Below are 12,001 nucleotides of genomic sequence, written 5' to 3' on the forward strand. Positions count from 1 at the left end.
CATTAGCGGTACATATTACAGCAAAAAGTAACGGTGAAAAGTAACGTAGGCTGAAATTGCCTTTTGTCTGATGACAAAAGGCAAAACAGAATTACTGAGGATTACTGGCAGGTTCGGCAGCAGGACGGAATGCCAGGAAATAGGCCAGACCAACGAAGACGGCACCTCCTACGGCATTGCCCAGGAAGACGGCGACAAAGTTAGGGAAGTACTCTGCCCAGCTCATCTGACCGGCAAAAATAGCGGCCGGAATAATAAACATGTTAGCGACAACGTGCTGGAAGCCAATGGCAACAAACGCCATCACCGGGAACCACATGCCGAAGATTTTGCCAACCATATCTTTACTCGCAAATGCCAGCCACACCGCCAGACACACCAGCCAGTTACAGCCAATGCCTGAAATAAAGGAATGCAGGAAATCGGCATGAACTTTGGCAGAGGCGATAGCCACGGTCTTTTTCAGGTAGTCACCTTCGGTCATGCCCAGCATATGGCCAAAGAACCATGCAACAGCCACGCTGCCGATAAAGTTCGCCAGGGTCACCCAGAACCAGTTACGCGCTACGCTCATAAAGCTGATGCGGCGGGCGAACCAGGCCACGGGTAACGTCATCATATTGCCGGTCAGCAGCTCGCCACCCGCCAGCACGGTCATAATGATACCTACAGGGAAGACTGCGGCACCTAACAGGCCACCGAAAGAGCCCCATTCAGCGGGCAGGGAGTTAATGACGTGAAGATCTAACAGGAAGCCGGTCGCAATAAATGCACCCGCCATAAAGCCAAGAATCAGAAGGATGCTGACAGGCGCACGACTTTTAGCCACGCCAGACTGGATCGCCAGTTGTGCGATTTCTTTAGGTGTATGCAGCGACATAGTATCTCAATAGTTTTTTTATGATTAATGGGGACGATAACGCCTGGTGGACGCGTGGCCCGCGGGAGAGGGTCCCGGTGGCCACTAAATTAGCGGGCTAAGTTTTGCATGCGAAAAAGACGAAGACAAGAAAATTCCTATAACATATTTAACCGTGAATTAACCTGATGGCAGCGGGTATAACAGTTAAAAAACGGTACTGCGTGACCAGACATGATTTTTATCTGCAGCATGCTGCTGAAACTTCGCAGGTTGCCGCCTTTTTCAGCGATCAAACAGAGAATGTCATTTTGCCGTTGACACCCTGGAGGCGGTTTCATATTATGCCGTTCGTCGCTTAACGCGACAGTTTTTCGGTTCGGGGCTATAGCTCAGCTGGGAGAGCGCCTGCATGGCATGCAGGAGGTCAGCGGTTCGATCCCGCTTAGCTCCACCAAACTTTTTCCCAAAAGTTTGGCACTGAAAAACGATTCCAGATGTGGGGGTATAGCTCAGCTGGGAGAGCGCTTGCATGGCATGCAAGAGGTCAGCGGTTCGATCCCGCTTATCTCCACCATTTTCTGACAACGTCGATGTCATTGTTGTCAAAATCCTTTCTGATTTATCTTTCATTCGCCTTTCTGCGAATCTAACGCTATTGCTTTGCAAATCAGCTGCTGCGCACGCTTAACGCGTACATACCCGGCAAGCGCCGCCGCGTTCTGCCCGGATAACGCTGTGCTGCGCCTCGTGCGCGCTTTAAATGCAGAATCTGAGTGTATTGTATAAGGGCAGACGTCGCCTGAAGAGGTATTCAGCGGGAAGAAAAGCAGGGATGGCGAAAAACGAAAAGGGCGAGACAGGCTCGCCCTTTGATGTTCAGCACTGCACTCAGAACGCCAGAACCAGACCGGCGATAGCGGCGGAGAGCACGCTGACCAGCGTAGAGCCGTACAGCAGCTTCAGGCCAAAGCGGGAAACCACGTTGCCCTGTTCTTCGTTCAGGCCTTTAATCGCACCGGCCACGATGCCGATGGAAGAGAAGTTGGCGAACGACACCAGGAACACGGAAAGAATACCTTCTGAAGTGGGTGACAACTGGCCTGCAATTTTCTGCAGATCCATCATGGCAACAAATTCATTCGATACCAGCTTGGTCGCCATAATACTGCCGACCTGCAACGCCTCACCCGACGGCACACCCATCACCCAGGCAAACGGATAGAAGATATAGCCAAGCACGCCCTGGAAGCTGATGCCGAAGATCAGATCAAACAGCGCATTCAGACCTGAAATCAGCGCGATAAAACCAATCAGCATCGCGGCAACGATAATCGCGACCTTAAAACCGGCCAGGATATATTCGCCCAGCATCTCGAAGAAGCTCTGACCTTTATGCAGATCCTGCAACTGCAGATCGTCTTCATTCTCAACGCGGTAAGGGTTGATCAATGACAGCACGATAAAGGTGCTGAACATGTTGAGCACGAGTGCGGCGACCACATACTTTGGCTGCAGCATGGTCATATAGGCACCGACAATAGACATCGAAACGGTCGACATCGCCGTCGCGGCCATGGTGTACATGCGGCGCTGTGACATCTTGCCCAGGATATCTTTATAGGCAATGAAGTTTTCTGACTGTCCCAGTATCAGAGAACTCACGGCGTTGAAAGATTCCAGTTTTCCCATGCCATTGACTTTCGACAGCACAGTACCGATACCGCGAATAACCCACGGCAGGATACGGAAATGCTGCAGAATACCGATCAGCGCAGAGATAAAGACGATTGGACACAATACGTTGAGGAAGAAGAACGCCAGGCCTTTATCATTCATGTTACCGAAGACAAAGTTTGTTCCCTGGGCCGCATACTTCAGCAGATGATCAAAGAAGCCGGCGAAGCCTTTGACGAAACCCAGTCCCGCTTCTGAGTTCAGGAAGAACCAGGCGAGCACAATTTCAATCACCAGTAGCTGTATAATGTAGCGAATGCGAATGCTTTTACGATCGTGACTGACCAGCAAGGAGAGTATCCCGACCACCACCAGTGCTAAAAGAAATTGCAAAATATGGGACATAGTTGCTCCAAATTTGAGGAGGGTTGTATTTTGTTGCGTATTCTATGTAACGCGTTACTTAAAAACGAGATCTGAACCACATTATAAGTATTCGCTATCGCTATATTTTCCAGAAAAGTTCCAGAGATCACGCCCTGTTTAAAAATCGTTCAACCCAGATAACCACATAATTATTGTCTGAATTTTACACAGAGCGTAAAGTGACACCGTTGCTCACATTTTTAGCACTCACTTCCTTTACTGTAATGTATAGCAATGGCTATACTTTATAGCAGCATCTATTACACCGATAACAATAAACGAATTTCACTTGCACATGCTAACCCCTAAGCTGCCGGGGCAGGCAAATGTTCAGACAGGGTACCGGATATGCTTGAGAGTCGTACCGCCGAGCGCGCTGCTCGCGGAGTCAGAAAAGTCAAACTCGCACTGCTGGGGCCCGCCTTTATCGCCGCTATTGGCTATATCGATCCGGGCAACTTTGCGACCAACATTCAGGCAGGCGCTGCTTACGGCTACAAATTGCTGTGGGTGGTGGTGTGGGCCAATATCATGGCCATGCTGATTCAGCTCATGTCTGCCAAGCTGGGTATCGCCACCGGCAAAAATCTTGCCGAACACATCCGCGATCGCTTTCCCCGGCCTGCCGTCTGGTTTTACTGGGTGCAGGCGGAAATTATCGCGATGGCCACCGATCTGGCGGAGTTTATCGGTGCCGCACTGGGGTTCAAACTGCTGCTCGGCATTTCATTGATGCAGAGCGCGGTGCTGACGGGCATCGCCACCTTCCTGATACTGATGTTACAGAGTCGCGGGCAGAAGCCGCTGGAGCTGGTGATTGGTGGACTGCTGTTGTTTGTGGCGGCCGCCTATATTGTCGAACTTTTCTTCTCCCAGCCCAATATTAAAGAGCTGGTGGTCGGCATGGCGCTGCCCGCGTTACCGACGTCGGATGCCGTATTCCTGGCCGCCGGCGTGCTTGGGGCGACCATCATGCCGCACGTAATTTATCTGCACTCTGCGCTGACGCAGGGCAAAAGTGAGGACAGTAAAAGTCAGCGTTACTCCTCAACTAAACTGGATGTGGCGATTGCCATGACCATTGCCGGATTTGTAAACCTGGCGATGATGGCAACTGCGGCAGCGGCGTTTCATTTTAGTGGTCACAGTAAAATCGCAGAGCTTGACCAAGCCTATCTGACGCTGCAACCGCTGTTAGGTCAGGCTGCCGCAACCGTATTTGGTCTGAGCCTGGTGGCTGCGGGACTCTCCTCAACAGTGGTCGGTACGCTGGCGGGGCAGGTGGTAATGCAGGGCTTCATCCGTTTCCACATTCCACTTTGGGTGCGTCGAACTGTCACCATGCTGCCCTCGTTTATTGTCATCTGGGCAGGCTGGGATCCGACACGGGTTCTGGTGATGAGTCAGGTGCTGTTGAGCTTTGGTATCGCGCTGGCGCTGATTCCGCTGCTCTCCTTTACCGGCAACCGCGAGCTGATGGGCGATGATATGGTGAACTCGCGTCTGATGCAGAACACCGGGCGACTGATCGTGCTGCTGGTGATTGCGCTCAATCTTTACCTGCTGGTAGGTGAAGCGCTGGGACTGTAGGGATTTCTGGAAACAAAAAACGCCCGGCATAGCCGGGCGTTTTTTGTTAGTGACGATCGTGGCCATGCGGACCGGGTCCACCGGGTCCGTGGGGCCCAAAACCACGCGGGCCAGGACCTGGACCACGACGGTCATGATGATCCCAGTCGCGATCGCGGCGATACTGATGATCCCAGCGGCGCTCGCGGTCGCGTTCCTGCCAGCGGCGTTCACGCTCCCACTGCTGCTGACGACGCCACTCTTCGTGTCGCCACCAGCGGCGTTCGTTGTAGGTATAGCGGTCATTCCACCAGCGGGGTTCACGCCAGCGACCGCCATCCCAGTAATTACCACGATTATCGCGATCGCCCAGATTCAGGGTGACGCCAGGGGCCAGAGAAATAGAGGCACTGGAGGCCTCGGCTGTGTGACAGGCCAGCGGCGAAAACAGCGCCAGCAGGGCAGCAAAAAATAGAGCTCTTTTCATTATATTCTCCTCATCAACAGGCTGATGCTGTTGCGGCGCAGTGATTATGCCTGCGTATTACTGTTGTTACCGCATCATTGTGTCGGAAAATTGTGAGGAAATTGGGGAGAGAAGGGGGATTGAGATTATTCTGGTGAAAAAAAACGCCCGACCTGCGCCGGGCGGTGAATGCTTACATCAGAGCCGCGTCAATGGCCGCTAATTCGCTGTCGCTGAACTGACGAAGGGCGAGCATGGCCACCGCGTCATCAATCTGCGCCGTTTTACTGGCCCCAATCAGCACTGACGTGACGCGATCATCACGCAACACCCACGCCAGCGCCATCTGCGCCAGTTTCTGCTCACGTTGCTGTGCGATGACATTCAGCCTGCGGACTTTTTCCATCTTCTCTTCGGTCAGCTGGCTTTCGCTCAGGAATTTGCTGCCGCTGGCCGCACGCGAATCTTCCGGAATGCCCTGCAGATAGCGATCGGTGAGCACACCGCCTGCCAGGGGAGAGAAAGCGATACAGCCAACGCCCGCATCGCCCAGCGTCTGAATCAATCCCTGCTCAGGGGTACGTTCAAACATCGAATAACGCGGCTGGTGAATCAGGCAGGGGGTGCCGAGATCGCGCAGGATAGCAATCGCCTGGGCAGCCCGTTCAGCCGGATAGTTAGAAAGAGCTACGTAAAGCGCTTTGCCCTGGCGTACCACATGATCGAGCGCGCGCATCGTCTCTTCCAGCGGGGTTTCCGGATCGGGACGGTGGTGATAGAAAATATCGACATATTCCAGCCCCATGCGTTTAAGGCTTTGATCCAGACTGGCAATCAGATATTTACGCGACCCCCAGTCTCCATAAGGCCCCTGCCACATGGTATAGCCCGCTTTGGTGGAGATTATCAGCTCATCACGATGGGCACGAAAATCTTCCCGCAGAATACGACCAAAATTCTCTTCCGCCGAGCCCGGAGGCGGGCCGTAGTTATTCGCTAAGTCGAAGTGGGTGATGCCGAGGTCAAATGCATGACGTAGCAACTCACGGCTGTTATCGACCCGCGTGCTGTCACCAAAGTTGTGCCAAAGTCCCAGCGAAATTGCAGGCAGTCTGATGCCGCTGCGGCCGCTGCGGCGATATTCCATCTGTTGATAGCGATCGGGATGGGGGAAAGAGGACATTTAGCGCTCCTGAGCAAAAACGGGAATATGTGCCAAAAGTCTATCAGTGTATACGGTTACACTTAGTGACTGCGCGCAGCAGTTCGCGATTTTACAGAATATTCCGCCAGCGTAACGTCGTCTTGCCAGGCATTGCGGCTGGTTAAAATAGCTACTCTCCTCGCTAATTTTATCCTCTGTCAGATACTTAACCCGACTCTTCCCTGAAAGGAACGCGCAATGTCCACATTCACTGTCGGAGATTACCTGCTGACCCGTCTGCAGGAGATTGGTATCAAGCATCTGTTTGGTGTGCCGGGCGACTACAACCTGCAATTCCTGGACCGCGTTATCGCCCATCCTGAAATCAGCTGGGTGGGCTGCGCTAATGAACTCAACGCAGCCTATGCGGCGGACGGTTATGCGCGCTGCAACGGCGCGGGGGCACTGTTAACGACGTTTGGTGTTGGCGAGCTCAGCGCGATTAATGGCACTGCGGGCAGTTATGCTGAGTATCTGCCGGTGATTCATATTGTGGGTGCGCCAGCCACGCAGGCGCAGTTGCAGGGTGACTGCGTGCATCACTCGCTGGGCGATGGTGATTTCCAGCATTTTATTCGCATGGCTGCCGAGGTCAGTGTGGCAACCGCACTGCTGAATGCCGACAATGCCACGGCTGAGATTGATCGGGTGATTATCAGTGCGCTGCAGGCCCGTCGTCCCGGCTATCTGTCGCTGGCAGTGGACGTGGCAGCCATGTCTGTACAGCCACCTGCACAGCCGCTGAACACCCATCAGCCTGCATCGGCTGACGCGCGTCGCGCTTTCAGGGCCGCGGCAGAACGTTTACTGGCACCGGCACAGCGTGTCTCACTGCTGGCAGATTTTCTGGCGCTGCGCTGGCAGCAGCAGTCTGCGCTGGCCGCGCTGCGCGAACAGAGCGCGATTCCCTGCGCCAGTCTGCTGATGGGCAAAGGCGTACTGGATGAGCAGCAGCCAGGTTACGTCGGTACCTATGCCGGCGCGGCCAGTGCAGGGCAGGTATGTGAACAGATTGAACAGGTGGATGCAGCAATTTGCGTCGGTGTCCGTTTTACCGACACCATTACGGCAGGTTTTACACAGCAGTTTGCCACCGAGCGACTGATCGATCTGCAGCCCTTCAGTGCCAGCGTGGGTAATGAACGTTTTGCGCCGTTGTCGATGGCGGATGCACTCAGTGAACTGCAACCGCTGTTTGCACATTATGGTCAGCAGTGGCAGCCTGCCGCCGCAATCCCCGCCGCGCAGCCAGCAGAACCCACGGCGGTGATCAGTCAGCACGCCTTCTGGCAGGCCATGCAGGGATTTCTGCAACCCGGCGACCTGATTCTGGCCGAGCAGGGGACGGCCGCCTTTGGTGCCGCCGCGTTGCGATTACCCTCGCGGGCACAGCTGGTGGTTCAGCCATTATGGGGATCAATCGGCTATACTCTTCCGGCAGCGTTTGGCGCGCAGACCGCCAACCCTGATCGACGGGTTATCCTGATCATCGGAGACGGTTCGGCGCAACTGACCATTCAGGAACTGAGTTCAATGCTGCGCGATGGGCAGCGACTGATAATCTTTTTGCTGAATAATGACGGCTATACCGTCGAACGGGCGATTCATGGCGCAACACAACGTTACAATGATATCGCCCCGTGGAACTGGACGGCTCTGCCACACGCCCTTAGCCTTCAGGGCCAGGCGCAGAGCTGGCGCATCAGTGAAACCGTGCAGTTAGACGAGGTGATGACGCGACTTGCCGCGCCTCAATGGCTTTCGCTGGTTGAGGTGGTTATGCTGAAAGACGATTTGCCGCCACTGCTAAGAAAAGTCACCGCCTGCCTGAATCAACGCAACGGCGGCTAAGATTCAGATAGTTGCCGCTGTGCAGGCTGGACTAACGCGGTTAGGCTGTAGCACAACTGAGTAAGACGCTCACCAATCGCACCGGTGAGCGTTGTTGTTTTATGGGCAGAATTTTATAGTGTCCTCCAACTCTTAAGACCCCAAGCGGAGCAACAGAAGAATGACAACCTATGCCTTGGTCGGCGATGTCGGCGGTACTAACGCGCGCCTCGCCCTGTGTGAGGTGGAAAGCGGCAGCATCACCCAGGCCAAAACATTCTCAACATCAGAATACGACAGCCTCGAAGCCGTCATCCGCCACTATCTTGATGAACAACAGCAGGACGTTAAAGATGGCTGTATTGCTATCGCCTGCCCGATTACCGATGACTGGGTTGAAATGACCAACCATGACTGGGCGTTTTCTACGCGCAAGCTCAAAGAGAACATCGGTTTTGAACACCTGGAAATCATTAACGATTTTACTGCGGTATCCATGGCTATTCCGATGCTGACCGCCGAAAACGTGATTCAGTTTGGCGGCTCAGAGCCGGTCAAAGATAAACCTATCGCCATTTATGGTGCCGGTACCGGCTTAGGCGTCAGCCATCTGGTGCATGTGGACAAGCGCTGGGTGAGCCTGCCAGGTGAGGGCGGTCATGTCGATTTTGCGGCCAACAGCGAAGAAGAAGATCAGATCCTGGAAGTGCTGCGTGAAGAACTGGGCCATGTCTCAGCTGAACGTGTGCTGTCGGGTGCCGGTCTGGTTAATCTCTACCGTGCCATTGTGAAAGTTGACAACCGCGTGCCGGAAAATCTGAAGCCGAAAGATGTCAGTGAACGTGCGCTGGATGACAGCTGTACCGACTGCCGTCGCGCGCTCTCCATGTTCTGCGTCATTATGGGCCGTTTTGGCGGCAATCTGGCGCTGAACCTGGGCACTTTTGGTGGCGTTTATATTGCGGGAGGCATTGTGCCTCGCTTCCTGGAATTCTTTAAGGCGTCGGGTTTCCGTGCGGCTTTTGAAGATAAAGGACGCTTCCGCGACTATGTTGCCAGCATTCCGGTTTACATGATTACGCACGATCAGCCTGGCCTGCTGGGGGCGGGCGCGCATCTGCGTCAGACGCTGGGCCGCGAAATCTGATTCTGCTTTACTCCGCGCGCACAGCCTTTGTGCGCGCGATCGCTTTCCCGACCTGGAGGCTTCAGCCGTTCAGGCCCGGGAAATCACCGCCTGACTTCTCCTGCCTTTTCCTGCTGTTGTCCTGAAAGCCACTTCTCTGCCTGAATCGTTCCCTCACTCTCCTGCATTACAGACGCATCAGCTGTCTGAACTGCTTAACCTTACTGCGGCTGACCGGCACCTGAAATTCCAGATCGCGCAGCTTAAGCAGATAGGTGTTGTTAAACCACGGCTCGATTTCGCGGATCTTGCTCAGGCTGACGCAGTAAGAGCGGTGACAGCGGAAGAACTGCTGCTCTGGCAGGCGTGAACAGAACTCGGTGATATTCATCGACATGACGTAGGACTCGCGCCGGGTATAGACAAACGTCAGCTTTTCATGCGCCTCAACGTAGTAAATATCATTCACGTCAGTGACGATAATGCGTTCATCTTTAATCAGGTTGACGGTCTGCGGCGCAGGTGTGGCACTAAGATGACTCACAGCCTGCTGCGCCTGTGCGGTGGCTTCCAGCTTGTTCAGCATGGTGACAATCCGCGACTCCTGATAGGGCTTGAGAATGTAGTCAAATGCCTCAAGCTCGAATGCTTCTACCGCATGCTCTTTCCACGCGGTAATAAAGACGATCAGCGGCTTGTGGGCAAACTGATGGATATTCTGTGCCAGCAACATACCATCCAGCGAGGGGATATTAATGTCGAGGAAAATCACATCGACCCGATGCTGTTGCAGATACTTCAGTACATCAAGACCATCATCAAAACAGGCTTCAATTTCGATTTTGCTGTGATGCTGAATCATCCAGCTCAGCTCCTGCTGGGCCAGAAATTCATCTTCCACAATAATGGCTTTCATAACAGATTCTCCGCCAGGCGCTGGCCATTTTTACTCAGCGTAAAAGCGATCTCGGTCCCCGGTTGATGCCGCACGATGTTCAGTCCCTGACCTGACAGGAGTTTGACGCGATGGTGCACATTGAGCAGACCGATTTTATTGCCGGGCATCTCGTTGCGCGCCACCCGTTCCACGACTTCGTCACTGATGCCCTGACCGGTATCCCGCACGGAGATCCGCACCCGATCGCCCAGATCCCGGACGCTCAGCGTGACCACGCCTTTGCCTTTACAGGGCTGAATACCATGCACAATGGCGTTTTCTACCAGTGGCTGAATCAGCAGACTTGGCAGCAGAAAATGCAGATCTTCATCAACGTCATAAATCATCGTCAGTTTATCGCCGAATCGCGCCTGCTCAATGGCGATATAATCTTTCACCTGCCACAGCTCTTTACGGATGTCGATTAGCTCATCGTCGTTCAGTTCCAGGTTGTAGCGCAGATAGCGTGAAAGGTTAATGACCAGCTGGCGGGCAGTATCGGGATTGAGCCGGATAGAAGAGGAAATAGCATTCAGCGCATTGAACAGGAAATGGGGATTTATTTTACTTTGCAGCGCGCGCAGTTCCGCTTTATTGGCCATCTCACGCAGCTGTTCGGCGCGCGACACTTCAAGCTGGGTTGAGATAATTTGTGACAGGCCAATCGCCATCTCCTTCAGCGAGCCGGTAATACGGTGTGCGCGGCGATAATAGATTTTCAGCGTGCCGGTGACTTTGCCTTTTTCCCACAGCGGGATGACGATCATTGAGTGGATATCTTTAGTACGGTGCGCTTCATCATTGTTCTTAATAATAATTTTACCGCTGTTGATCGCCTGCGCCGTCGTGGGGCTGATGCCATCATCGCCATGCTTATAATTATGTTCGCCATAGCCGACGTAGGCCAGAATCTGCTTTTTATCTGTCATCGCCACCGCATCGGCTTTGATCTCTCTTCGGATAATGTCACAGATATTGCGCAGCGAGTCGCTGTTCACCTGACGAAACAGCGGCAACGTTTTGTTGGCGATCTCCAGTGCCAGCTTGGCCTGGCGGGCAGCAATAGCCTCTTTCTCTCCCTCAACACTTTGCACCAGCAACACAATGATGCCGATGCTGGACGCGCCGAGGATCATCGGCAGGGCAATCTCCGACACAATCGCCAGCCCGAGTGAGGCAGGGCGCGCCCACAGGACGATCAGCAACATCGTCAGGGCTTCACACAGCATGCCGCCGACGATACCGGCGCGCCAGCGATGCTCTTTCAGCACCCGGCGATTAATCCCGCCCGCGACGACACCGGCAATGATGCTGGTAATCAGGCAGGGCACGGAAGTGACGCCATGAATATCGATCAGAAAACGGTGAAGGCCCGCAATCACACCGGTGGCGATGCCAACCCAGGGACCAAACAGAATCCCACCCGCCATCACGGCAATGACCCGCACATTCAGCAGCGAACCGTCGACATTGACGCCCGACCAGGTACTGAACAGCGCAAACAGGGAAAAGATGGCAGTGACCGCCACTTTTTCCGCGCGGGTGTGCTCATCTTTTTGCAGCAGCTGACGAAAAGGCCGGGTGCGCGTCAGGAAGAACAGGCAGATCAACATCAGGGCGGCGCGGTCAAAAACTGCCAGTAACATCGTGAAGTGGGAGGACACAGGCGACTCGTGAGCGATGGAAAGTGCCTCTATGATAAAAAATGTGATCGCGAACCGCTAGCACCCCGATCAATCCCGCCACAAGTTAATGTTTCAGATCAATTTTTACGGCAATCCCGTAAAAAGAGGAAAAGTTGAGTGGAATAAAGGGGAACAGTTTTTCATGCTGGTCGCTGTGAAGCCGTTTTGCTATGTTGCGCGATGACGCGCGCCAGTAACCGCTGGAAAACCGCGCCCATCGGG

The 12,001-nt window shown here is 53.9% G+C and carries 9 protein-coding genes and 2 tRNA genes; 5 read left to right on the forward strand and 6 right to left on the reverse strand.

The window, feature by feature from the left end; genetic code table 11:
* Positions 1-91: 91 nt before the first annotated feature.
* A complete protein-coding gene (locus IAI47_RS05515; protein ID WP_003848892.1) occupies positions 92-880 on the reverse strand; it encodes a formate/nitrite transporter family protein in 789 nt (262 codons plus the stop codon).
* A gap of 360 nt (positions 881-1,240) precedes the next feature.
* Between IAI47_RS05515 and IAI47_RS05520 the strand changes: the two genes are divergently transcribed.
* Both IAI47_RS05520 and IAI47_RS05525 read left to right on the forward strand, forming a co-directional pair.
* Positions 1,241-1,316 (forward strand) — tRNA-Ala (locus IAI47_RS05520).
* 44 nt (positions 1,317-1,360) lie between these two features.
* A tRNA-Ala gene (locus IAI47_RS05525) sits at positions 1,361-1,436 on the forward strand.
* A gap of 314 nt (positions 1,437-1,750) precedes the next feature.
* Here IAI47_RS05525 and IAI47_RS05530 read toward each other — a convergent pair.
* Positions 1,751-2,941: a NupC/NupG family nucleoside CNT transporter gene (locus IAI47_RS05530; RefSeq protein ID WP_008926523.1), complete on the reverse strand. Its 1,191-nt coding sequence runs from the start codon at positions 2,939-2,941 to the stop codon at positions 1,751-1,753.
* 369 nt (positions 2,942-3,310) lie between these two features.
* Between IAI47_RS05530 and IAI47_RS05535 the strand changes: the two genes are divergently transcribed.
* Complete coding sequence (locus IAI47_RS05535) at positions 3,311-4,552, forward strand: Nramp family divalent metal transporter (RefSeq protein ID WP_187961178.1); 1,242 nt, start codon at positions 3,311-3,313, stop codon at positions 4,550-4,552.
* A gap of 46 nt (positions 4,553-4,598) precedes the next feature.
* Here the strand turns inward: IAI47_RS05535 and IAI47_RS05540 are convergent, their stop codons facing one another.
* The gene (locus IAI47_RS05540; protein WP_008926521.1) at positions 4,599-5,018 is read right to left on the reverse strand and encodes a DUF2502 domain-containing protein; all 420 of its coding nucleotides are present in this window, start codon (positions 5,016-5,018) and stop codon (positions 4,599-4,601) included.
* A gap of 172 nt (positions 5,019-5,190) precedes the next feature.
* The gene (gene mgrA / locus IAI47_RS05545; protein ID WP_187961179.1) at positions 5,191-6,180 is read right to left on the reverse strand and encodes an L-glyceraldehyde 3-phosphate reductase; all 990 of its coding nucleotides are present in this window, start codon (positions 6,178-6,180) and stop codon (positions 5,191-5,193) included.
* 219 nt (positions 6,181-6,399) lie between these two features.
* Here mgrA and ipdC point away from each other — a divergent pair, with 219 nt between their 5' ends.
* The gene (gene ipdC / locus IAI47_RS05550) at positions 6,400-8,052 is read left to right on the forward strand and encodes an indolepyruvate decarboxylase (RefSeq protein WP_008926519.1); all 1,653 of its coding nucleotides are present in this window, start codon (positions 6,400-6,402) and stop codon (positions 8,050-8,052) included.
* Positions 8,053-8,212: 160 nt separating this feature from the next.
* A complete protein-coding gene (gene glk / locus IAI47_RS05555) occupies positions 8,213-9,178 on the forward strand; it encodes a glucokinase (RefSeq protein WP_003848907.1) in 966 nt (321 codons plus the stop codon).
* A 166-nt stretch (positions 9,179-9,344) separates the two neighbouring features.
* On the opposite strand, the gene IAI47_RS05560 is transcribed toward glk, so the two are convergent.
* Together IAI47_RS05560 and IAI47_RS05565 are read right to left on the reverse strand one after the other, a co-directional pair.
* Positions 9,345-10,073 (reverse strand): LytTR family DNA-binding domain-containing protein, encoded by a 729-nt coding sequence (locus tag IAI47_RS05560; protein ID WP_003848909.1) that lies wholly within the window; start codon positions 10,071-10,073, stop codon positions 9,345-9,347.
* On the reverse strand, positions 10,070-11,740 hold the full coding sequence (locus IAI47_RS05565) for a sensor histidine kinase (protein WP_003848911.1): 1,671 nt from the start codon (positions 11,738-11,740) through the stop codon (positions 10,070-10,072). The genes IAI47_RS05560 and IAI47_RS05565 overlap by 4 nt, the downstream gene beginning before the upstream one ends.
* Between the last annotated feature and the right edge of the window lie 261 nt (positions 11,741-12,001).

The organism is Pantoea sp. MT58 (assembly GCF_014495885.1).
Taxonomy (GTDB): domain Bacteria; phylum Pseudomonadota; class Gammaproteobacteria; order Enterobacterales; family Enterobacteriaceae; genus Pantoea; species Pantoea eucalypti.

Coding starts and splice junctions, on each gene's coding strand:
- IAI47_RS05515 (WP_003848892.1), bottom strand. CDS start 880: ATGTCGCTGCATACACCTAAAGAAATCGCACAACTGGCGATCCAGTCT.
- IAI47_RS05565 (WP_003848911.1), bottom strand. CDS start 11,740: ATGTTACTGGCAGTTTTTGACCGCGCCGCCCTGATGTTGATCTGCCTG.
- glk (WP_003848907.1), top strand. CDS start 8,213: ATGACAACCTATGCCTTGGTCGGCGATGTCGGCGGTACTAACGCGCGC.
- IAI47_RS05540 (WP_008926521.1), bottom strand. CDS start 5,018: ATGAAAAGAGCTCTATTTTTTGCTGCCCTGCTGGCGCTGTTTTCGCCG.
- IAI47_RS05560 (WP_003848909.1), bottom strand. CDS start 10,073: ATGAAAGCCATTATTGTGGAAGATGAATTTCTGGCCCAGCAGGAGCTG.
- IAI47_RS05530 (WP_008926523.1), bottom strand. CDS start 2,941: ATGTCCCATATTTTGCAATTTCTTTTAGCACTGGTGGTGGTCGGGATA.
- IAI47_RS05535 (WP_187961178.1), top strand. CDS start 3,311: ATGCTTGAGAGTCGTACCGCCGAGCGCGCTGCTCGCGGAGTCAGAAAA.
- ipdC (WP_008926519.1), top strand. CDS start 6,400: ATGTCCACATTCACTGTCGGAGATTACCTGCTGACCCGTCTGCAGGAG.
- mgrA (WP_187961179.1), bottom strand. CDS start 6,180: ATGTCCTCTTTCCCCCATCCCGATCGCTATCAACAGATGGAATATCGC.